Origin of the sequence: Streptomyces flavofungini, assembly GCF_041028215.1 — a bacterium.
In the GTDB taxonomy this organism is placed as follows: Bacteria; Actinomycetota; Actinomycetes; order Streptomycetales; family Streptomycetaceae; genus Streptomyces; species Streptomyces flavofungini_B.
The window spans coordinates 1-20,090 of the sequence record NZ_JASKYR010000057.1; the positions used below are offsets into that span (position 1 = coordinate 1).

At 72.1% G+C, this 20,090-nt stretch carries 18 protein-coding genes, 2 pseudogenes and 1 riboswitch; of the genes and pseudogenes, 8 read left to right on the forward strand and 12 right to left on the reverse strand.

The window, feature by feature from the left end; all coding sequences use genetic code 11:
* Positions 1-229: 229 nt before the first annotated feature.
* On the forward strand, positions 230-1,360 hold the full coding sequence (locus tag AB8Z36_RS06575; protein WP_369212249.1) for a S1 family peptidase: 1,131 nt from the start codon (positions 230-232) through the stop codon (positions 1,358-1,360).
* 165 nt (positions 1,361-1,525) lie between these two features.
* On the opposite strand, the gene AB8Z36_RS06580 is transcribed toward AB8Z36_RS06575, so the two are convergent.
* From AB8Z36_RS06580 to malX, 6 genes are all read right to left on the reverse strand, one after another.
* Entirely contained in the window at positions 1,526-1,870 is a 345-nt protein-coding gene (locus AB8Z36_RS06580; protein WP_369212232.1) for a DUF3140 domain-containing protein, read from the reverse strand.
* Positions 1,870-2,097 (reverse strand): DUF2945 domain-containing protein, encoded by a 228-nt coding sequence (locus AB8Z36_RS06585; protein WP_369212233.1) that lies wholly within the window; start codon positions 2,095-2,097, stop codon positions 1,870-1,872. Before AB8Z36_RS06585 ends, AB8Z36_RS06580 begins: the two co-directional genes overlap by 1 nt.
* Before the next feature lie 51 nt (positions 2,098-2,148).
* Entirely contained in the window at positions 2,149-2,328 is a 180-nt protein-coding gene (locus AB8Z36_RS06590; protein ID WP_369212234.1) for a DUF6480 family protein, read from the reverse strand.
* A gap of 72 nt (positions 2,329-2,400) precedes the next feature.
* Positions 2,401-2,985, reverse strand: coding sequence for an MSMEG_1061 family FMN-dependent PPOX-type flavoprotein (locus AB8Z36_RS06595; protein WP_440581868.1), 585 nt, complete (start codon positions 2,983-2,985; stop codon positions 2,401-2,403).
* Positions 2,986-3,161: 176 nt separating this feature from the next.
* Positions 3,162-4,364 carry a MalY/PatB family protein gene (locus AB8Z36_RS06600; RefSeq protein ID WP_369212236.1) on the reverse strand — a complete coding sequence of 401 codons (1,203 nt, stop codon included), beginning with the start codon at positions 4,362-4,364 and terminating at the stop codon, positions 3,162-3,164.
* 3 nt (positions 4,365-4,367) lie between these two features.
* Positions 4,368-6,029: a maltose/glucose-specific PTS transporter subunit IIBC gene (malX, locus tag AB8Z36_RS06605; RefSeq protein ID WP_369212237.1), complete on the reverse strand. Its 1,662-nt coding sequence runs from the start codon at positions 6,027-6,029 to the stop codon at positions 4,368-4,370.
* Positions 6,030-6,230: 201 nt separating this feature from the next.
* On the opposite strand from malX, the gene AB8Z36_RS06610 reads away from it, so the two are divergent.
* Positions 6,231-6,914, forward strand: coding sequence for an RNA polymerase sigma factor (locus tag AB8Z36_RS06610; RefSeq protein ID WP_369212238.1), 684 nt, complete (start codon positions 6,231-6,233; stop codon positions 6,912-6,914).
* Positions 6,911-7,693 (forward strand): CU044_5270 family protein, encoded by a 783-nt coding sequence (locus AB8Z36_RS06615; protein ID WP_369212239.1) that lies wholly within the window; start codon positions 6,911-6,913, stop codon positions 7,691-7,693. The genes AB8Z36_RS06610 and AB8Z36_RS06615 overlap by 4 nt, the downstream gene beginning before the upstream one ends.
* A gap of 59 nt (positions 7,694-7,752) precedes the next feature.
* On the opposite strand, the gene metE is transcribed toward AB8Z36_RS06615, so the two are convergent.
* Positions 7,753-10,071: a 5-methyltetrahydropteroyltriglutamate--homocysteine S-methyltransferase gene (gene metE / locus AB8Z36_RS06620; protein ID WP_369212240.1), complete on the reverse strand. Its 2,319-nt coding sequence runs from the start codon at positions 10,069-10,071 to the stop codon at positions 7,753-7,755.
* Between the two features lie 183 nt (positions 10,072-10,254).
* A riboswitch (cobalamin riboswitch) is annotated at positions 10,255-10,451 on the reverse strand.
* 146 nt (positions 10,452-10,597) lie between these two features.
* On the opposite strand from metE, the gene AB8Z36_RS06625 reads away from it, so the two are divergent.
* The 5 genes and pseudogenes from AB8Z36_RS06625 to AB8Z36_RS06645 all read left to right on the forward strand — a co-directional run bounded on the left by AB8Z36_RS06625 (position 10,598) and on the right by AB8Z36_RS06645 (position 15,770).
* Positions 10,598-11,575, forward strand: a complete 978-nt coding sequence (locus AB8Z36_RS06625) for a phosphotransferase family protein (protein WP_369212241.1) — start codon at positions 10,598-10,600, stop codon at positions 11,573-11,575.
* Between the two features lie 61 nt (positions 11,576-11,636).
* Positions 11,637-12,140 carry a DinB family protein gene (locus tag AB8Z36_RS06630; RefSeq protein WP_369212242.1) on the forward strand — a complete coding sequence of 168 codons (504 nt, stop codon included), beginning with the start codon at positions 11,637-11,639 and terminating at the stop codon, positions 12,138-12,140.
* Between the two features lie 55 nt (positions 12,141-12,195).
* Complete coding sequence (locus AB8Z36_RS06635; protein ID WP_369212243.1) at positions 12,196-13,395, forward strand: AAA family ATPase; 1,200 nt, start codon at positions 12,196-12,198, stop codon at positions 13,393-13,395.
* A 322-nt stretch (positions 13,396-13,717) separates the two neighbouring features.
* Positions 13,718-15,068 (forward strand): annotated as a pseudogene (locus AB8Z36_RS06640) (VWA domain-containing protein).
* A gap of 63 nt (positions 15,069-15,131) precedes the next feature.
* The gene (locus AB8Z36_RS06645; protein WP_369212244.1) at positions 15,132-15,770 is read left to right on the forward strand and encodes a chemotaxis protein CheB; all 639 of its coding nucleotides are present in this window, start codon (positions 15,132-15,134) and stop codon (positions 15,768-15,770) included.
* An 84-nt stretch (positions 15,771-15,854) separates the two neighbouring features.
* Here AB8Z36_RS06645 and AB8Z36_RS06650 read toward each other — a convergent pair whose 3' ends face one another.
* The 5 genes and pseudogenes from AB8Z36_RS06650 to AB8Z36_RS06670 all read right to left on the reverse strand — a co-directional run.
* Positions 15,855-16,961 (reverse strand): ABC transporter substrate-binding protein, encoded by a 1,107-nt coding sequence (locus AB8Z36_RS06650; RefSeq protein WP_369212245.1) that lies wholly within the window; start codon positions 16,959-16,961, stop codon positions 15,855-15,857.
* A 403-nt stretch (positions 16,962-17,364) separates the two neighbouring features.
* On the reverse strand, positions 17,365-17,823 hold the full coding sequence (locus tag AB8Z36_RS06655) for an RrF2 family transcriptional regulator (RefSeq protein WP_369212246.1): 459 nt from the start codon (positions 17,821-17,823) through the stop codon (positions 17,365-17,367).
* Positions 17,824-17,913: 90 nt separating this feature from the next.
* Entirely contained in the window at positions 17,914-18,813 is a 900-nt protein-coding gene (locus tag AB8Z36_RS06660; RefSeq protein ID WP_369212247.1) for a TauD/TfdA dioxygenase family protein, read from the reverse strand.
* A 63-nt stretch (positions 18,814-18,876) separates the two neighbouring features.
* Positions 18,877-19,581, reverse strand: a pseudogene (locus AB8Z36_RS06665) (ABC transporter permease); the annotation flags it as partial.
* Between the two features lie 66 nt (positions 19,582-19,647).
* A partial coding sequence (locus AB8Z36_RS06670) for an ABC transporter ATP-binding protein (RefSeq protein ID WP_369212248.1) occupies positions 19,648-20,090 on the reverse strand: 443 nt, incomplete at its 5' end.

Sequence of the window (20,090 nt, forward strand, 5' to 3'; positions counted from 1 at the left end):
CCCACGATTTCCGGCCACTTCGCGCCCGCCCATTCCTTGGCATGGACCCGGCTTCATCGGACCGTTACGCTCCGATCCGAACGCTCTGAGAGCGCTCTCTTTCCGCGTTCTCGGTTCTCGTCTCCTGTTTCATCCCCACTGAGCTGGAACGACAGAAGGGCCAACCGCCTTGAGACACGTGACGCACCCCCACCCCACCACCGCTTCCGCCCGGCGTCGCAGGACCGCCATCGGCGCGGGAGTCTGTGCCCTGTTCCTCGGCGCCGCCGCCACGGTCGGCCTGCCCTCGGCCGCCGCGGCCGACGCCCCGTCACCCCGGGCCGCGGCCCCGGCGTCCTCGGACCTCCTGACGGCGATGCGGAAGGACCTGGGTCTGACGAAGAGCGAGGCCGTGCGGCGGCTCGCGGCCGAGAAGAAGGCGACCGCGGTCGACGGCAAGGCGCGCAAGGCCGCCGGGTCCGCCTACGGCGGCTCCTGGTACGACGCGTCGGCGGGCAGGCTGACCGTCGCCCTCACGGGCACGGCGAAGGCCGACGCGGTACGGGCGGCCGGCGCCGACGTCAAGGTGGTGGCGCACTCCGCGCGGCAGCTCGACGGTGTCAAGAAGAAGATCGACGCACTCAAGGCGCCCAAGGGCGTCGCCAGTTGGCACGTCGATCCGCGCGCGAGCAGCGTCGTCGTGAACGTGGTCGCGTCCCGTAAGGCTGACAACGATGTCCGCTCGTTCGTGGCACGGGCCGGGAAGACCGGGCCCGTCACCGTGAAGGAGGTGCGCGAGGCGCCGCGCACCTTCGCCGCGGGCACGGTCGGCGGCGACCCGTACTACACCGGCAACGTCCGCTGCTCCATAGGCTTCTCCGTCCACGGCGGGTTCGTCTCGGCCGGGCACTGCGGCCAGACGGGCGCGGCGGTCCGCGGCTGGGACAACTCGGCCATCGGCAACTTCCGGGGTTCGTCCTTCCCCGGCAACGACTACTCCTGGGTCAGTGTCGGCAACGGCTGGTGGACCGTGCCCGTCGTGCTCGGCTGGGGAACGGTCTCCGACCAGCTGGTGCGGGGCTCCGCGGTCGCACCGATCGGCGCCTCCGTCTGCCGCTCGGGTTCCACGACGCACTGGCACTGCGGCCGGGTGCTCGCCACCAACGAGACCGTCAACTACAGCCAGGGCGCGGTCCACGAGATGACCAAGACCAGCGTCTGCGCCGAGCCCGGTGACTCCGGTGGCTCCTTCATCAGCGGTGACCAGGCGCAGGGTGTCACCTCCGGCGGCTGGGGCAACTGCTCCGGCGGCGGCGAGACCTGGCACCAGCCGATCAACGAGATCCTCAACCGCTACGGCCTGACCCTGCACACGGCCTGACGCACCCCTTTTCCGGGGCCCGCCACGGCGGAGGCGCCGCAGTCGCCTTCCTCCCCCTTGCCGTGGCGGGCCCCGCGCGACGGCTTCGGCGACGGTCGCGGACGCCTCGGACGCGCTCGTCCCGGCCGTCCGGCCTCAGGCGCCGCTACTGAACCCGGGTCGTCGTCACTTCTTCTTGGGGTCGTGACCCCAGTTCATGAGGGAGTAGCGCCAGGGCGTGTCGGTGATGTCGCCGCTCGGGCGCTGCTTCATGTGCCGGTGGACGTAGCCGGTCACCTTGCGCATATGGGCGAGGTCGCCGTCGGTCAGGTCGGATTTCTTGGTGTGCAGGAGCTTGATGATGCGCCGTCCGGAGGCGTGGCCGACGCTCTCGCCGCCGCCGTCGCTCTGGCCCACGCTCTTGGACTCGTCGGTCTCCAGCCACTTCTCCAGGCTGCTCGCGGTCATGTTCACCGCGTCCTTGAAGCCGTCGATCGTCTCGTCCCGGTCGGTGTCCTGCCGGGTGGCCATCAGGAGCTGCGGCCCTTCTTGCGCAGGGCGCCGGGCTTGTGCACGGCGTTGCGGCCGGTCTTGTCGCTCTCCACCTCGAACTGCGGCTCGTCCTTCGAGGCGTCGACCGTGCGGCCCGCCGTCTCGGTCCGGTCGGTGATCTTCTTCTTCACGGTGCCCGGCACGTTCTGGCCGTGGCTCTTCCAGGTGACCTTGTCACCCTTGCTGAGGTCGTCCTTCTTGGACATGGGGCCGTGCTCCGTTCTGCTGGGGACTGCGCGCCGGTGCCGCCGGGGCCCTCACAGGGCGACGAGACGGGCGATGAAGAACGCCGCGACGATCGCGGCGCCCACGACGATCAACCACACCCAGATGCCCGGGTGCTCCCAGAAGGAGCCGTCCGCGCGTTCCTCGTGAGCCTCGGCGATGGAGCCTTCGGCGGGCGGGGTCTCTTCGGGAGGTACGAGTGGATCACTCATGCCTCCAGCCTCCCGCCTCGCGCCCGTCCACGCATCCGCAGGCCGTCCTCAGCCGCGCGGCGCGTCCTTGGGTCAGGCCTGCGGCGTCCACGTCTCCGGCTGCCACAGGCCCGCCCGGCGCAGGGAGGCAGGGCAGTGGCGGAATATCTCGTCGATCTCGACCACGAGGGCGAGCTCGGGGCGCCGGCCGCGCACGGCCATGGCGTCGAAGAACGGGGCGTCGGTGAGGATGCGGGCGCGGCCGTTGACGCGCAGCACGTCGGCGGCGCCGGGCACCAGGTGCAGCAGGCCCACGTGCGGATTGACCAGGACGTTGCGGAGGCTGTCGCCGCGCCGGTTGCCGGGGCGGTCGGGGATGGCCACCGTACGGGCGTCCAGGACGTGCACGAAGCCCACGGTGTCGCCGCGCGGGGAGGAGTCGCAGTTGCCGTCGGCGTCGGAGGTGGAGACCACGCAGAAGGGGGAGCGGGCGAGGATGCCGAGGTCGTCCTCGGTCAGTTCGTCGTGCACCTTCTCGATGACGATCGGGTGCGGCGGGCCGAACAGCTCCGTCAGCTCGTCGTTCGAGCGGAGCTCCCGCCAGCCCGCCGGTCCCGCCTGCGGCGTGGAGCCGGGAGCGGGGGCACGGCCGCCGGTCGCGGGGGCGGCTGCGGATATCACGGCGTCGGGCACAGGGCGTCCTCAGGGTGGCTGATAAGTAACGTTAGGCTCACCTTACTTGAGTGGAATCGGCAGGTGAGAGGTGCCCCCGCCGCGCGAAGGGCCGTTGGCTGACGAGCCGGAGCACGCGAACGCCGGTCCAGCGGTGCGGCACCCGAAGGACACCCCCGCCGTCACGCCCCGGTCAGTCGCCGCAGGGCATTGACCAGGGCCCGGACACCCGCCTCCGCCTTCTCGCGAGGGCAGCCCACGTTGAGCCGGAGCATGCCGGGCGCGCCATAGGTGCCGCCCGGCATGATGGCGACCTTCTCCACCTCGATCAGCTCCTTCTGGAGCGCGTCGTCGTCCACGCCCAGGGGCCCGAGGTCGATCCAGGCGAGATAGCCCGCCTGTGGAGGACGCCAGCCCAGTTGCGGGAACGCCTCGTCCAGACGCTCGGCGACCATGGCCAGATTGCCCGCCACGTAGGCGCGCAGGGCGTCGAGCCAGGGCGCCCCCCGCCGGTAGGCGGCGATGTGCCCCACCAGGGAGAGCACGGCCGGTGACGAGAGGCCGTCGGCCTCCTTGAGCCGGTGCAGATAGGCGTCACGCGACGCCGTGTCGCCGATGATGCCGTAACTGCCCGTCAGCGCCGGGATGTTGAACGACTTCGAGGCCGAGGTCAGCACCGCCCAGCGCCCCGCCCGCGCATGCCGTACCCAGGGGCGGTGGACGTGCGGCGGATGGGCCAGGTCGGAGTGGATCTCGTCGCTGATCACGGCCACCCCGTGCCGTTCGCACAGCTCGGCCATGCGGTCCAGCTCCCGCGCCGTCCAGACGTGGCCGGTCGGGTTGTGCGGCGAGCAGAGCAGCAGGACGGACGTGTCGGGCAGGGCGAGCAGCTCCGCCAGGCGCGCCCAGTCGTGCGGCGGGCAGCCGCGCAGTTCGCGTCCGGCCGCCGCGACGGTCCTGGGGAACGCGTCGTACGTCGGGGTGTGGGTCACCACCCCGTCGCCCGGCCGTGACCAGAGCCCCAGCAGGACCGAGAGCTGATAGATCACGGACGGTCCGTAGACGATCGAGCCGGTGTCCACCTCCGTGGCGTGCCGGGTGGCGTACCAGTGCGCGATCGCGGAGAGGAAGTCCTCCTGCCGCCAGCGCGAGTAGCCGAGCACGCCGTGGTCCAGGCGGGAGCGCAGCGCCGTCAGGACTTCCGGCGCCGTCTCGAAGTCCATGTCGGAGATGGTGAAGGGCAGCAGATCCGGCGCCCCGAAGCGGTCCTCCACGTAGTCCCACTGCGTGCACCAGGTGCCGCGCCGGTCCACGGGGGTGTCGAAGTCGTACGCGTACGGGGGCCGCCGGGCGGCGTGCGCCGCGTCGTGGGCGGGCTGGGTCATGGCTCAGCCCACCGGGAGCATCGTGGCGATCGCGTCCTTCACCGACTGCACCTGCGGGCCGATGATGACCTGGACGTTGTGCGCGTCGAGCTTCATGACGCCGACGGCACCCAGCTTCTTCAGCCGCGCCTCGTCGACCCGGCCCGCGTCCTCCACGGTCATCCGCAGACGGGTGATGCAGTTGTCGAGGGACTGTATGTTCCCCGCCCCGCCGATCGCGTCGAGCATCGCCGCCGCGTCGTACTTGCCGCCGACCAGCTCACGCGGCGGAGCGGCCTCCTCGCTCCGCTCCCCGCTCTCCTCCCCGGACCTCCCGTCGGCACCGGAGCCGTCCCGGGAGGTGTCCGCCGACTCGTCGGCACCTTCCTCGTCCGGGTCCGGCGTCTCGCGCCCCGGCGTCTTCAGGTCGAAGCGGGTGATCGCCCAGCGGAAGAGGAAGTAGTAGCCCGCGAACCAGACCGCGGCGATCACCGGGACCAGGTACCACTTCGTGGTGGAGCCCTGGAGGACGCCGAAGACGAGCCAGTCGATGACATTGCCGTCGGTGTTGCCGATGAAGACGCCGAGCACGGCGGCCGTCAGGAAGCCGAGGCCCACCAGGACGGCGTGGATGACGTACAGCCAGGGCGCGATGAACAGGAACAGGAACTCGAGCGGCTCGGTGATCCCGCCGACGACACAGGCCACGACGCCCGAGACGAGCAGCGCCTTGACCTCCGGGCGCATCTCGCGGCGCGCGCAGTGGTACATCGCGAGCGCGGCGCCCGGCAGCCCGCCGAGATAGGCGGCCATCTTGCCCTGGGAGAGGAAGTGCGTGGCGTCCGTGACGGCCGACGAGGGCGGGCCGGAGCAGTCCAGGTGCGCGTAGAACATGCTCAGGGCGCCGGAAACGTTGTCACCGCACACCGCTCCCGAGCCGCCGACGTCGGTGAAGCGGAACATCGCGACCAGGATGTGGTGCAGCCCGATCGGCCGGAGCAGGACCTCGCCCATGCCGAAGAAGAACGGTCCGAAGACACCGGTGTGGCCGATGCCGCGCCCCACCGCGGTGATCCAGCCGTTGAACGTCGGCCACACCAGCGGGATGAGCAGTCCGAGCACGCTCAGGACGAGCGCGGAGATGATCGGGACGAAGCGCAGACCGCCGAAGAAGGCCAGCGCGTCCGGCATACGCTGGGCACGAAAGCGCCGGTGAAGGACGCTGACAACGATGCCAACGGCCACGGCTCCGAGCAGTCCCGTATCGATGGACTGCACGCCGAGGACATCGGCGATGCCGTAATGGGCGACGGCCTTCTCGTCCTCGAAGTCGACCTTCTTGGCGGTGAGGTAGAAGTTCACCGCGAGGTTCATCGCCGCGTACCCGACGAACCCGGAGAAGGCGGCCACCCCCTTGTCCTCGCGCGCGAGACCGAGCGGGATGGCCATGGCGAAGAGGACCGGCAGGAAGTTGAAGGCGACCAGGCCCGTGCTCGCCATCCAGGTGAAGAGGAGATGGAACACCTCGGCCTTGAGGAAGGGCAGGTTGTCGGTCACCGCCTCACTGGAGAGCGAGGAGCCGATGCCCAGCATGATGCCGCAGAAGGCGAGCAGCGCTACCGGGAGCATGAATGTCTTGCCGAGGCCCTGGAGGAACTCCCAGAGCGCGGCCTTGGTCTTCTGCATGTGCGGGGAACTTTTCTGCCGGGGGGAGGACGGAGTCCCGCGCTCACCGGGGCGGTGCGGGAGCCGTGGCGATCAGATCACGCCAGGTCGGCGCCTGTCCATGGGTGGAGTCGGGGTGTGGTCGGCGTCGGCCGGGGCCGTCGGCGCGCGGGGTGACGCACGTCTCAGGAACCGTGCCGCGGTCGCGGAGAGGTACCGGACGTGAGGGATTCAGAGGCAGAGGACGACCTGCGACGGCGGGTACGGGCCGGTGAGCGCGAGGCGTTCGCCGAGCTCTATGAGCACGGTGCGCGCACCGTGTACAACCACGCACTGCGGCTGACCGGCGACTGGTCGGCCGCGGAGGAAGTGATGTCGGAGACGTTTCTCGCCGCCTGGCGGTCGCGGGAGCGGCTGGAGACCACCGGGGGCCCGCTGACCCCGTGGCTGCTCGGCATCGCCACCCACAAGGCGGAGAACGCCCGGCGCGGACTGCGCAGACGGCGGGCCTTCCTGGCCAGGGGGACCCAGCAGACGACGGTGGCGGACTTCGCGCCGGAGGTGGCCGGACGGATCGACGACGCGCGGCGCCTCAGAGCGGTGCAGGCGGCCCTCGACCGGCTCAGACGCCAGGAGCGCGAGGTGCTCTCGCTCTGTGTGTGGTCGGGTCTGGACTACCGGCAGGCGGCGGACGCCCTGGGCATCCCGGTCGGCACGGTCCGTTCCCGGCTCTCGCGGGCCCGCGCCAAGCTCGCCAGGCTCGCAGAGTTCGCGGAGGAGCACACGGAGCACACGGAGCGCGCGGCGGCGAAATCCCGGGCAGAGCCGGAACCCCGCGCGGCCCGCGGAGAGATGAAGAGTGACGCCGCACTCGCGGCCCGGCCCGTACGGGAGGGAACCGTATGAACCAGCACGACACGTCCCGCTCCGGGGACCTGGGGCACTCCGACGCGGCAGCGATCGCCGGACTGCTGCCGGTGCCCGCGGACTGGGACCTCCCGGACGAGCGGTACCTGCGCACCAAGGAACTGCTGATGGCCCCGCAGGACCTTCCCGCGCCCCGCGCTGCTCGTGCCGGTGACGGCGTTCGCCGTGGCCGCCGCGGTCGTGGGCGGTATCGCCGCCACCGGCGGCGGGGAGCGGAAGCCCGCCACGGCGGCGGAGCGCCACGAGCCCGGCCGGGCGGGGTCCGCGGGCGTGGCTCCCGGCCCACCTACCGCTGGCTCGCCGCCCTGCCGACCGACCCCGACGCCCTTCTGGAGTACCTGTACGACAAGATGCCCGAGCACGAGCGGAGCGAGCCGGACCAGGCGGTCTTCGACGAGATCGGCTCCCTCGTCGGCGGGGTCATGCCGCCCCGCACGGCCGCCGCCCTGTACCGCGCGGCGGCGCGGATTCCCGGCGTGGAGAAGACCGACCGGGTCAAGGACGCCATCGGCCGCCGAGGACTCGGCATCGTGCGGAACGACACCACGTACGGTCAGCGCACCGAGTGGGTCTTCGACCCGGACACCCTCGCGTACATCGGCTCGCGCACCTACCTGACCAGGGACGGTGAGTACGGCAAGCGCGGCACCCTCCTGTCGAGCACCGCGCTCGTCGGCCACGCCGTGGTCGACCGGGCGGGCCAGGTGCCGGGCCCGGGGGGTCGGCCCGTGCCCCGGCGGTCCGGCGGGCGTCCGTAGCGGACCGGGGAGGGGAGCGGCCGGTGCTCCGGTGTTCTCCTCCCCGGTCGCGCGGGGCGTCAGTTCGCGGCGAGTTCCTCGCGGACCGTGCGGGCCGCGGTGACGAGGTTCTCCAGTGCGGCGCGGGTCTCGGGCCAGCCGCGCGTCTTCAGACCGCAGTCGGGGTTGACCCACAGCCGCTCGGCGGGGATGGCCTCAAGCCCGGCACGGAGCAACCGCGCCGCCTCCCCGGCGCTCGGCACGCGCGGCGAGTGGATGTCGTAGACGCCGGGGCCCGCCTCGCGCGGATACCCGTGGGCGGCCAGTTCGCGCGCGACCCGCATATGGGAGCGGGCCGCCTCCAGGCTGATGACATCGGCGTCGAGGTCGTCGATGGCCTGCACGATGTCGCCGAACTCCGCGTAGCACATGTGGGTGTGGATCTGGGTGTCCGGACGGACCCCGCTCGTGCTGAGCCGGAAGGCCTCCGTGGCCCAGGCCAGGTAGGCCGGGCGGTCGGCGGCGCGCAGCGGCAGCGTCTCGCGCAGCGCGGGCTCGTCGACCTGGATCACCGAGCCGCCCGCGTCCTCCACGTCGCGGACCTCGTCCCGCAGGGCGAGGGCGACCTGGCGCGCGGTGTCCCCGAGTGGCTGGTCGTCGCGGACGAAGGACCAGGCGAGCATGGTGACGGGCCCGGTGAGCATGCCCTTGACGGGACGCTCGGTCAGCGACTGGGCGTACGACGTCCAGCGCACCGTCATAGGCCCGGGCCGTGAGATGTCACCGGCCAGGACCGGCGGCCGTACGTAGCGGGTGCCGTAGGACTGCACCCAGCCGTGCTGCGTGGCGAGGTAGCCGGTGAGCTGCTCGGCGAAGTACTGCACCATGTCGTTGCGCTCGGCCTCGCCGTGCACCAGGACGTCGAGGCCGCATTTCTCCTGGAAGGCGATGACCTCCCTCATCTCGGCCTTGATGCGCTCCTCGTAGCCCGCCGTGTCGATCCGGCCCGCGCGGAGATCGGCGCGGGCCGCACGCACCTCCCCGGTCTGCGGGAAGGAGCCGATGGTGGTGGTCGGCAGGAGGGGCAGCCCGAGGTGCGCGCGCTGGGCCGCCGCGCGTTCGGCGTACGGCTGCGAGCGCCGGGAGTCGGCGGCGGTGACGGCGGCGGCGCGGGCCCGTACCGCCGGATCGTGGGTGATCGGCGAGTTGGCGCGGGCCGCGAGGTCGGCGCGGTTGGCCGCCAGTTCGGCGGCGATGGTGTCGGTGCCCTGGGCCAGGCCCCTGGCGAGGGTGACGATCTCGGCGGTCTTCTGGCGCGCGAAGGAGAGCCAGCGCAGGATCTGCGGGTCGATGTCGCGCTCCACGGCGGCGTCGAGCGGCACATGGAGGAGTGAGCAGGAGGCGGCGACGTCCACCCGGTCGGCGAGCCCGAGCAGGGTGCCGAGGGTGGTGAGGGAGTCCTCCAGGTCGTTCACCCAGATGTTGCGGCCGTTGACGACACCCGCGACGAGCCGCTTGCCGGGCAGGCCGCCGACCGCGGCCAGCGCGTCGAGGTTGGCGGCGGCGGCCTCGGTGAAGTCCAGGGCGAGACCGTCGACGGGCGCCTTGGCGAGTACGGGCAGCGCGTCGCCGAGCCGGTCGAAGTAGGAGGCGACGAGGAGCCGCGGCCGGTCGGTGAGGGCGCCGAGATCGCGGTAGGCCCGTGCGGCGGCGTTCAGTTGGGCGGGGGTGCGGTCCTGCACGAGGGCGGGTTCGTCGAGCTGCGCCCACTCCGCGCCCGCCGCGCGCAGGTCGGCGAGGACCTCGGCGTAGACCGGGAGCAGCCGGTCGAGCAGGGTCAGCGGGTCGAAGTCCGCGGGGACGCCGGGGGCGGGCTTGGCGAGCAGCAGATAGGTGACGGGCCCGACCAGGACGGGCCGGGCGGCCAGACCGAGGGCGAGCGCCTCCTTCAGCTCGGCGACCTGCTTGCCGGAGTCGGCGGTGAACACCGTGTCCGGGCCCAGCTCGGGCACCAGGTAGTGGTAGTTGGTGTCGAACCACTTGGTCATTTCGAGCGGCGCCACGTCCTGGGTGCCGCGCGCCATGGCGAAGTAGCCGTCCAGGGCGTCCGCCGCGACGGCGGCACGGTGCCGGGCGGGGACGGCGCCCACCATGACGGTGGTGTCGAGGACGTGGTCGTAGTATGAGAAGTCGCCGGTGGGCACCTCGTGGATGCCCGCTTCGGCGAGCTGCCGCCAGGCCGTGCGGCGCAGTCCGGCGGCGGTGGCGCGCAGGGCGTCGGCGGTGACGTGGCCCTTCCAGTAGCCCTCGACCGCCTTCTTCAGTTCCCGGTTCGGGCCCTGGCGGGGGTGGCCGTACACGGTGGCCCGGACGGCGGCTGCCGTGGTCTCGGTGGTCACGGAGATCTCCTTCGCGAGATGAATCCCTGAGATCCCGGCGACGGGACGGGGGCGCGAAGGCACGACGGACCGGACGGCACCTCACCGCCGGGCGCCGAGGCACGGTGGTGGTCCGTCCGATGTGTACGCCGACCCGCCCACGAGGTCACCGGGATGTCCGCGCACGCATCGTCCGCGCGCGGGCAGTTGGCAGGTCTTCGGACTCGCGGGCCCGTCTCTTCGTGCGAGACGCCTACTGGCCGTCGCTTCCCAGGCCCAGTTCATCGGGCCCAGTGCGTATGACGGCGGTCGTTCCCACTCACCGCTGCGGGGCAGTCCCGGATTCCCACCGGGTTCCCTCTTGCGACGCCTCCCACCTGGCGGGCGGGGCGAACCAGCTGCGCCGCCCACCCTAGAGGGTCCGGCGGCGGGCCGGGGCGCGGGTACCGCGATGCGGACGGTGAGCTGGGACACGGAACGCCCCACCGCCGTCCCCGTCCGGGCACGTCGCCCATCGGCCGCGCCCCGCATGTCACCATGCCTGCCCATGGAGGAGTACGAGATCCGCCCCGGGACCCTGGCCGCCATCGCCGCCCGGCACGGGGTGCCCGCCGACGCGGTGCGGCCGGTGCCCGCGGGCGTCGCCAACCACACCTTCCTGCTCGGCGGGGAACTGGTGCTCCGCGTCCCGCGCGCCGACCGCTTCCTGCCCGACCTGGTCACGGAGGCAGCGGTCATCCCTCTCGCGCGAGGTGCGGGAGTGCGCACCCCGGAGATCGTCGCCTTCGACGACACCCGCTCCTCGGTGGACGTGCCGTACATGATCCTCGTACGGGCCGAAGGGGTGGATCTCGCGCGGCTCGGTCTGCCCGCCGATGCGCCGGAGCGGGTGTACCGGCAGGTGGGCCGCGAGCTGGCCAAGCTCCACCAGCTGTCTCTCGCGCCGCCGGGGTCACTCCCGGCGCTGACCCCGGCCGGCCTCCCCGCCGTGCCCGTGGACGACGACGGCGACGACCCGCGCGTCCTGGTGGACCGGCTCGCCTCCGAGGGCCGTCTCGACACCGAGGCCGCGCGCTGGCTCACCGGCTGGTTCGACCGGCTCGCGGAGTATCTGCCCGCCGAGGCGCCCCCGACTCTCGTGCACGGCGACATCGCCCCGCAGAACCTCATGGTCTCCCCGTACACGGACACGGACACGGACACGGTGGAGTTCAGCTCCCTCGTGGACTGGGGCGACGCGATGTGGGCGGACGCGGCCACCGAGTTCGCCAAGGTGCCGCTGGTCGCCGTGCCCGCCGTACTTGAGGGCTACCGGCAGGAGACCGGCGCCGGGCTGCCGGTGGGGGCCGGACGCCTGGAGGCGCGCGTGCTCCGGTGCCATCTGGCGTGGGCACTCGGGCGCCTGCGGGACCCCTCTCCGCATCCCGGCGCACGCCACTGGACCGCCCCTCCGGCCGCCCGCCTCTTGGGCCTCCTCCGCTTCTTCGCCGCGAACCCACCGGCCCCTTGGGCGGAGTTGGCGTGACCGGCGGCGGCCGGGCGGATAATGCGCTGCCGAACAGCGCCCGCTCTGCGATCATCGCCCGATGACCCGCACCGACATGCCTCCCGCCTGGGACGAGCGCTCCATGCTGACCACCTTCCTCGACTACGCGCGGGCCACCGCGGTGGCCAAGTGCGCCGATCTCGCGGCGGACGACGCGGCGAGCGCGCCGCTGCCGGCCTCGCCGCTCATGACCCTGGGCGGTCTCCTCAGCCACCTGCGCTGGGTCGAGTACCACTGGATCCAGGTGATCTTCCTCGGCGAGGAGGACCAGGGTCCCTGGACCGACGAGGACCCCGACCGCGAGATGCGCATCGGCGCGCACACCCCCGTCGCCGAACTCCTCGCGACATACGAGGAACAGAGCGCCCGCTACCGCGAACTGGTCGCGGACACCGACCTGTCGGCCACCGCGAAACGGCCCGTCAGGGACGGCGTCCACGTCACCCTCGGCTGGATTCTCATGCACCTGATCGAGGAGACGTCCCGGCACAACGGCCATCTGGACATCCTGCGCGAAATGGCCGACGGCACCACCGGCGCCTGAGGGACAGGCGGGTCCCCGCGGGCTCCGTATGCTTGGTGGGCATGGGGAGTCGCATATGAGCGCGGAGGAAGCGCGGGGCACGGCCGGGAAACTGCGGGCGGTCTGCGGTGAGTTGGCGGAGCGGTTCTACGAGCGGGACGACGTGGTGCGGACGCTGGTGGTGACCCTCCTCGCGGGGCGGCACTCGCTGGTGCTCGGCCCGCCGGGGACGGCCAAGTCCGAGCTGGCGAGGGAGCTGACCGGCCGGATCGACGGGGCGGCCTACTGGGAGATCCTGCTGTCGAAGTTCACCGCGCCGACCAGGATGTTCGGGCCCATAGACGTCGCCGCGCTGGCCCGCGGCGAGTACCGCCAGGTCTATGAGGGCCGCGCCACGACCGCGCACATCGCGTTCATCGACGAGATCTTCAAGTGCTCCACGGCCGCCCTGAACGAGACCCTCGGCTATCTCAACGAACGCATCTACCATCCCGAGAACGGCGGCGCGCCGGTCCACTGCCCCCTGATCGGGGCCATCACCGCGAGCAACGAACTGCCCGAGGCGGCCGATGCGGCAGCGATCTACGACCGGCTCCTGGTACGGATCGAGGTCGGATACCTGGCCGACCCCGCCAACTTCGCCGCACTGGTCCGCTCCGCCGTCAGCCGTCCACCGGCACCCGCACGCACCACCGTCGAACTGGACGCGCTGCGGCACGCGGTGACCGAGGCGGTGCCCACCGTGGACGTGCCCGACGCGATCGTGGACGCGGTGTGCACGCTGCGGGCCGCCCTGCGCCGCAAGGAACTCGTCGCCTCCGACCGCCGCTGGCGGCAGGCGGTGGGCCTGCTCCAGGCGTCCGCCTACCTCGACGGCCGTGCCGCGGTCGCCGAGACCGACCTGTCGGTGCTGACCCATGTGCTGTGGGACTCACCCGCCGACCGCCCCACCGTCGAGCGCGAGGTCCTGCACCTGGTCAACCCCGACGCCAAGGAGGCCCTCGACCTGGCCGACACCATCGAGGACCTGGAGGCGCAGCTCGACGCCATGGCCGGGCAGTCCCGCGAGGCCCTGAGCGACTGGGTCATCAAGAACGCCCACGGCAAGCTGGCCAGGGCGGGCAACCGGCTGGCGCGACTGCGCGACGAGGCCGTGGTCGCGGGCCGCTCCACCGCCGCCATCGACCGTGTCACCGGCCGCCAGCGCGCCGTCAGGACCCGCATCCTCACCGAGGCCCTCGGGGTCGACGCGAGCATGGTCCCGGCGAAGCCGTGAAGCGGCCCGGAGCCGAAGCCGTGCGGCGGACCGGAGCGGAAGCCGTGCGGCGGGCCGGGGGGAAGCCGTGCAGCTGACCGACCTCGCGGACCGGGGCGGTGACTGGCTCGGCCTGTCCGCCGCGGCCTCCGAGCGGCACACCACGGCCGTGGTCGCCGACCCCTTCGACCGGATCGCCTGGCGCGACACATGGGCGCGGTCCGCGGGACTGCGCGAGCTGGACGCGGAGCTCGGCGCGGACCACCGGCACACCACCGACCTCCTGAGCGATGTCTTCCTCGCGGCCTGCCACGTCGCGCCGCGGCTGCGCGCGCCCGCGGAGATGGCCCCCTCGCGCCTGGCCAACCACCACATCGTGACCGCGCTGACGGAGTCGGCGGACTTCGTCGCACTGCACCGGGAGACCGCGGGCGACCCCTATGCCGCCGCCATGGCCGTCCTCGCCCAGGCGGGAGAGCTGCGCCGGATGCTGGCGCACTGCCGGGAGGGCGAGGGCCGGGCCGAGCGGGCGGAGGCGGCACAAGAGACCGCCCGGAGCGCGGCGAGCGCCGTGGGGGAGGCGCTCGGCCGTGCCGCGGACGCCGCCGACGGCGCGGGCACGGTGCCTCCTGCGGCCGTCGGTGCCGTACGGCGGGCGATCGCGACCGCGGAGGCCGCGCGGACCGCCGCGCGCCAGGCCGCCCAGGACGCCACGCGGGCGCTGTCGCAGGCCGCACCCGCGCTGCGCGTCACCGCCGGGCACGCGGTGGCGAGGGCTGCCGCGTCCGTGCGGGAGGAGGCCGCGCTGGTGCGAGCGTGGGGCGTCGGCGCCGGTGAGCTCGAACGGCTGACGTACGACGAGCGGGTCCGGCTCGCCGAGCGGCTGCGCACCGGGCGGCTCGCCCGGTGGGCCGAGCTGATCGGGCGCTTCCGCCGGATGGCCGAGGGCGAGCGCGCCCGCAAGGTGGAGAACACCCCCGGCGAGCTCATCGGCGTCACCCTCGGCGACGACCTCTCCCGCGTCCTGCCCTCCGAGCTGGCCCACCTGGGCGTGCCCGAACTGCGGGCGGTGTTCGCCGCACGCTACGCCGCGGGGGAGCTGATGCTCTACGACAGCCAGGGCGAGCAGTCCACGGGCCAGGGGGCCGTCATCGCCTGCGTGGACACCTCGCACTCCATGTACGAGGAGGGCCCCGGCGGCGTCCCCCCGGGAGGCGTGGGCCAAGGCGTGCGCACTGGCGCTGCTCGACCAGGCCCGCGCGGCGGGGCGGGACTTCGTCGGCATCCTGTTCTCGGCCGTCGACAGGATCCAGGTCTTCCGCTTTCCGGCCGACGCACCGTCCGGCATCACCGGAGTGCTCGACTTCGTGGAGACCTTCCTCGGCGGCGGCACCAGCTACCAGACACCGTTGACGGCGGCCAGGGAACTCCTCGCGGAGGAGTACGACGACACCTCACGCGCCCGGGGCGACGTCGTGCTGCTCACCGACGACGAGTGCGATGTCACCGAGGAGTGGATGCGGGACTGGAACGACGCCAAGCGCCTGCTGGGGTTCCGTGTCTTCGGCGTGGCCATCGGCGTCCCGCCCGCGGCCGGGGCGGGTTCGGTGCTCGACGCCCTCTGCGACAACCTCCGCTCCGTCGAGGACTTCACCGACGTGCACGCCGCCGCCGACCTCTTCCGCCTGATCTGAGCCGGGCGGCGCGGACCCGTGCACGCGCGTTCCGGCCGATGCGGAACGGGTACTCTCGGCCGGGTGGCTACACCCAGCGAAGACGATGCCCGGAAGTACGACGACGGCCGGGAGCACGGTGACGGCCGGAAGTACGACGCCACGGTGGTGCTCGTCGCCGCGTCGGCCGGCGGGATCCAGGGGCTCGCGACGCTCCTGAGCGGGCTGAAGGCGTCCCTCCCGGTGCCGGTGCTCGTGGCCCAGCACCTCAACCGCTCGCGCGAGACGCGGATCGTCACCATCCTGTCCCGCTCGACGGCGCTCAACGTCAAACTGGCCGAGGACGGGGAGTCCCCGGCGGCGGGCACCGTCTACATCGCCCCGCCCGACCAGCACCTGTGCCTGGAACCGACCGGCAGGCTCAGCCTGAGCAGCGAGGACCGCGTCAGGCACGCCCGCCCAGCCGCCGACCCCCTCTTCGAGTCCGCCGCGCGGGTGCACGGCAAGGGCGTCGTCGCCTGTGTGCTGACCGGCGCGGACAGCGACGGCGCGGACGGCGTGGCGGCGGTCAAGGCGCGGGGCGGCACCGTCATCGCGCAGGACCCGCTGTCCGCCCAGTTCCACGGCATGCCCAAGGCCGCCGTCAACACGGGCCGGGTGGACCACGTCCTGGACCTCGGCGAGATCGCACCGGCCATCAACCGCCTGCTCCCGGACCACTGACCGGCCCGGCACCCGGCTGCGAGCCCTTGGCACCGGGGTAGCGGCGCGGCCCGACGGTCGTCCGCCCGGCCGCGCCGCCACGAGCTACTTCACGCCGAGCCCGGCGTCGTCGACCTTCTTGCCGCCCTCGGCCGCGAGGACCTTGTTGAGCGGGCCGAGGTCGTAGATGCCCTTGAGGTCGGGCTCCTCCAGGAGCCCCGCCTCCACCGCGTGCTCCGCCTGGCTGTCGAGGGTGGCGGCCAGCGGGTCGTCGAGGAAGCCGATGGACTTCCAGGCCGGGTCGATGACCTCGGCGGGCAGCGCCTTGCCCGACAGCCTCTTCAGCGCGGCGTTGGCGGAGGCCTTCGCCTTGTCCGGGTTGCCGTTGATCCACGCGTTGGTCTTCACCGAGCCGCGCAGCACCGCCTCGACGACGTCCGGGTGCTCCTTGAGGAACTTCTGCGACACGATGATGTTGGTGATCACGAACTTCTTGCCGGGCCACAGGTCGGACTCGTCGATGAGGACCTTGCCGCCCTCGGAGACCAGCTTGGACGCGGTCGGCTCGGGCACCCAGGCGCCGTCGATGGAGCCGGACGTGTAGGCGTCCGGGGTGATCTTGTTGTCCGTACGGACCACGGAGACGTCGCCCTTGCCGCTCTGCGCGTCGGCCTTCCAGCCCTTCTCCTTGATCCAGTTGAGGAAGGCGACGTCCTGGGTGTTGCCGAGCTGCGGGGTGGCGATCTTCTTGCCCTTGAGGTCGTCAGGGCTCTTGATCTTGTCGGGGTTCACCACCAGCTTCACGCCGCCGGAGGCGGAACCGCTGATGATGCGCAGGTTCTTGCCCTGGGACTTGGTGTAGCCGTTGATGGAGGGGGAGGGGCCGATCCAGCCGATGTCGATGGAACCGGCGTTCAGCGCCTCGATCTCCGAGGGCCCCGCGTTGAAGGTGGACGGCTTGATCGTCGTGCCGCCGAGCTCCTTCTGGAGCAGGCCCTCCTGGGTGCCCACCAGGGCGGTGGCGTGCGTGAGGTTGGGGAAGTAGCCGATCCGCACCTCGTCCACGGAGAGCTTCTTGGCGCCCGCCGCGACCTTGCTCTTCGGGTCGTCGTCGGTGGAGTCGGAACCGTAGCCGCAGGCGGTGAGCGCAAGGGGGAGCGCGGTGAGGACGGCGATGGCGCGCAGGGCGGCGAGCGGTCTTACGGCAGACACAGGAGTGTCCTCTCAGGGAAAGGGTGAAGGTGACGGACGGAACCGGGCGAAGGCATGGCTCCGGAACGCGCCGCCCACGCGGGCGGCCGGAAGAGCGGATGACGCTGAACGGTCAGGCAGGCGGGCAGGCGGTCGCGCGCTGCCGCTTCAGACGAGGGGACAGACGGCGCTGGACGTGCGGCCGAAGTCGATGTGCCGGCGCGAGGTCAGGGCCCGTGCTTCGGGACGCGGGAGCGGGCGGTGTGCGCCGTCGGACGTTCGCATGGCCCCTCCTCCCTTTTCCCTAGTTTTCCCACCTGGTTGGTAGGGATCGTGGCAGAAGACGGCGCCGACCCCAAGGCCTGAACCACATGGTGGACGGCCTGGTCCCGCATGATGAGATGTACCCGGTGGAGAGGGTCGCTCAGGGGTTCACCCAGGCGCTCGGCGCGTCCGTCAACGCCGATACCTCGGACGGGAGTTGAGCCGACGCGACATCGGCGAGCGACACGCCCTCCAGGATCTCGCGCACATTGGACCGCAGCGCGATCCACAGGGGCAGGAGGGACTCGGCGGGCCCGGTGTAGGACAGCTCGGGCGGCCTGACCCCGCGCACCGAGACCAGTGGCCCGTCCACCGTCCGGATGACATCGGCGATGCTGATGTCCGGCGCGGGCTTGGCGAGCCGGTAGCCGCCGTTGCCGCCGCGCTGGCTGAGCACGAGCCCGCCCCGGCGCATGTCGTTCAGGATGCCTTCGAGGAACTTGTGCGGGATGTCCTGGGCGTCGGCGATCGCCTCGGCCTTGAGTGGCCCGTCGTCCGGGGACGCGGCGAGCTGGAGCGCGGCGCGTACCGCGTAGTCCGCCCTGGCTGAGATCCGCATACGTGCATTATTCCGTACGACGCGGACCGGCGGCCGTCGGGTGGCACCGGATGGCCGCCGGGCACGCGCCGGTGCCCGGCGGCCGGGGGATCAGGCCGCCGACGGGGTGTAGTGGGCGGCCTCGTCACCCTCGATGACCCGGCTGAGCGTGCCGTCGATCCCGGCGGGGGCGTCCCCCGCGACGGTCACCCGGTGCAGCAGGCGGGGCAGGTCGCCGTAGTCGTCGGGGGCGTAGTGCTGGGTGACGCGGTTGTCGAACAGGACGAGGTCGCCCGGCGACCAGATGACCCGCACGATGTTCTCCGGGCGGGTGACGTACGCCTGGAGGATGCGCAGCAGATCGCGGGACTCCGAGGAGTTCAGTCCGATGATGCTCTGGGCGAAGCCGCCGATGAAGAGGCCGCGCTCGCCGGTCTCGGGGTGCACGCGGACGACCGGGTGTGCGGTGCGGTACTTGGTGGAGACGAACTGCCTGCGGTGCTCGGCGGCCTTCTCGGTCTTCGGGGCGGCGTAGTCGTAGTCGTTGGTGTGCACCGCCCACAGCCTGTCCGCCAGCTCGCGCAGCACCTCGGGCAGATCGCGGTAGGCGGCGGCGGAGTTCGCGATGAGCGTGTTGCCGCCGTAGGGCGGGACCACGATGCTGCGCAGTGTGGACGCCTTCGGGGGCGTACGGACGAAGGTGACGTCGGTGTGCCAGTTGTTGGCGCGGATGCCCTCGTCGCCGTCGACGGGCAGGATCTCGGGCTGCCCCTCGACCGAGGGGACCGTGGGGTGCGCCCTGGTCAGCTCGCCGAACAGGGCGGCGAAGCGGAGCTGGCCCGCGTCGTCGAGACGCTGGTCGCGGAAGACGAGCGCCTTGTGTTCGAGGAGCGCGGAGTTGATCTCCGTGACGATGGCGGGTTCGAGCTCGGCGGAGAGGTCCACGCCGTGGATCTCCGCGCCGATGCGGCCGCCGATTCTGCGGATGTCGAAGCCTGTGCCGGTGGTCATGCGAGGTGTCCTTTCAAGGGGTGAGCGACAGCGAACGGGAAGGGTGACCGGCCGGTGGGGCGGTCACCCGCCGGTCGGCACGCGCCAGGAGCCGAGTCGCCGTTCCACGGCGACCAGGAGCTGGTTGAAGGCGACGCCGATGGCGGAGATCGTGATGATGCCCGCGTACATCTGCGGGATCGCGAAGTTGTACTGCGAGGCATTGATCAGATAGCCGAGTCCCGCCTTGGCGCCGATCATCTCGGCGGCGACGAGGACCAGGATGGACACCGCACCCGCGAGCCGGATGCCGGTGAACATCACCGGTACGGAGGCGGGCAGGATCACCTTCTGGAACAGCCGGGGCGCCGGGAGGTCCATCGACCTGGCCAGCCTGAGCAGGGTCGGATCGACAGTGCGGACGGCGCTGATGGTGTTGAGCAGGATCGGCCAGGTGCACGCGTACACCACGATGGAGATCTTCGAGGTCTCGCCGATGCCGAGCAGCAGCACGAACACCGGGAGCAGCGCGAGCGCGGCGGTGTTGCGGAAGACTTCGAGCAGCGGGCCGAGGAGGTCGGCGACGGGCCGGTACCAGCCGATCAGCAGCCCGAGCGGCACGGCGAGGGCCACGGCGATGCCGAACCCGCTGAACGAGCGGACCAGGCTGGCGCGGGCGTTGTCGGCCAGCTGCCCGTCGGCGGCCAGCCCCCACCACGCGTCGGCGACCTCGCTGAACGGCGGCAGGAAGGTCCGGTCGACGAGGCCGAGCCGGGGCGCGGTCTCCCACCTTCGGGGCGGGTGCCTCCGGCCGCAGGAGGTCGGGGGCGGGCGCGGCGGTGCGGATCGTCGAGCTCATGCGGACACCTCTTCCTTCTCCAGCTCCTGTGCCTTGGCCACCTCGTCGCGCAGGAGCGACCAGATCTCGTGCCGGTGGCGCGCGAACTCGGGGCTGGAGCGGAGGTCGTCCGTCCCCGTCCGGGACGCGAAGGCGATCGGCACGATCCGCTTGACGCGCCCCGGCCGCGACGACATGACGGCGACGCGCTGCCCGAGGTAGACGGCCTCGTCGATGCCGTGGGTGATGAAGACGACGGTCTTGCCCGTGCGCTGCCAGATGCGCAGCAGCTCGTCCTGCAGCGACTCCCTGGTCTGGGCGTCCAGCGCGGCGAACGGCTCGTCCATCAGCAGGATGCCGGGGTCGTAGGCGAGGCTGCGGGCGATCGCCACGCGCTGACGCATGCCGCCGGAGAGCTCCTGCGGATGGCGGTCCTYGAACCCGGAGAGGCCCACCAGGC

Excerpts from the sequence above, each read along its gene's own strand:
- AB8Z36_RS06580 (WP_369212232.1), bottom strand. The coding sequence starts at position 1,870 with ATGGCCACCCGGCAGGACACCGACCGGGACGAGACGATCGACGGCTTC.
- AB8Z36_RS06585 (WP_369212233.1), bottom strand. The coding sequence starts at position 2,097 with ATGTCCAAGAAGGACGACCTCAGCAAGGGTGACAAGGTCACCTGGAAG.
- AB8Z36_RS06590 (WP_369212234.1), bottom strand. The coding sequence starts at position 2,328 with ATGAGTGATCCACTCGTACCTCCCGAAGAGACCCCGCCCGCCGAAGGC.
- AB8Z36_RS06600 (WP_369212236.1), bottom strand. The coding sequence starts at position 4,364 with ATGACCCAGCCCGCCCACGACGCGGCGCACGCCGCCCGGCGGCCCCCG.
- malX (WP_369212237.1), bottom strand. The coding sequence starts at position 6,029 with ATGCAGAAGACCAAGGCCGCGCTCTGGGAGTTCCTCCAGGGCCTCGGC.
- AB8Z36_RS06615 (WP_369212239.1), top strand. The coding sequence starts at position 6,911 with ATGAACCAGCACGACACGTCCCGCTCCGGGGACCTGGGGCACTCCGAC.
- AB8Z36_RS06625 (WP_369212241.1), top strand. The coding sequence starts at position 10,598 with ATGGAGGAGTACGAGATCCGCCCCGGGACCCTGGCCGCCATCGCCGCC.
- AB8Z36_RS06630 (WP_369212242.1), top strand. The coding sequence starts at position 11,637 with ATGACCCGCACCGACATGCCTCCCGCCTGGGACGAGCGCTCCATGCTG.
- AB8Z36_RS06635 (WP_369212243.1), top strand. The coding sequence starts at position 12,196 with ATGAGCGCGGAGGAAGCGCGGGGCACGGCCGGGAAACTGCGGGCGGTC.
- AB8Z36_RS06655 (WP_369212246.1), bottom strand. The coding sequence starts at position 17,823 with ATGCGGATCTCAGCCAGGGCGGACTACGCGGTACGCGCCGCGCTCCAG.
- AB8Z36_RS06660 (WP_369212247.1), bottom strand. The coding sequence starts at position 18,813 with ATGACCACCGGCACAGGCTTCGACATCCGCAGAATCGGCGGCCGCATC.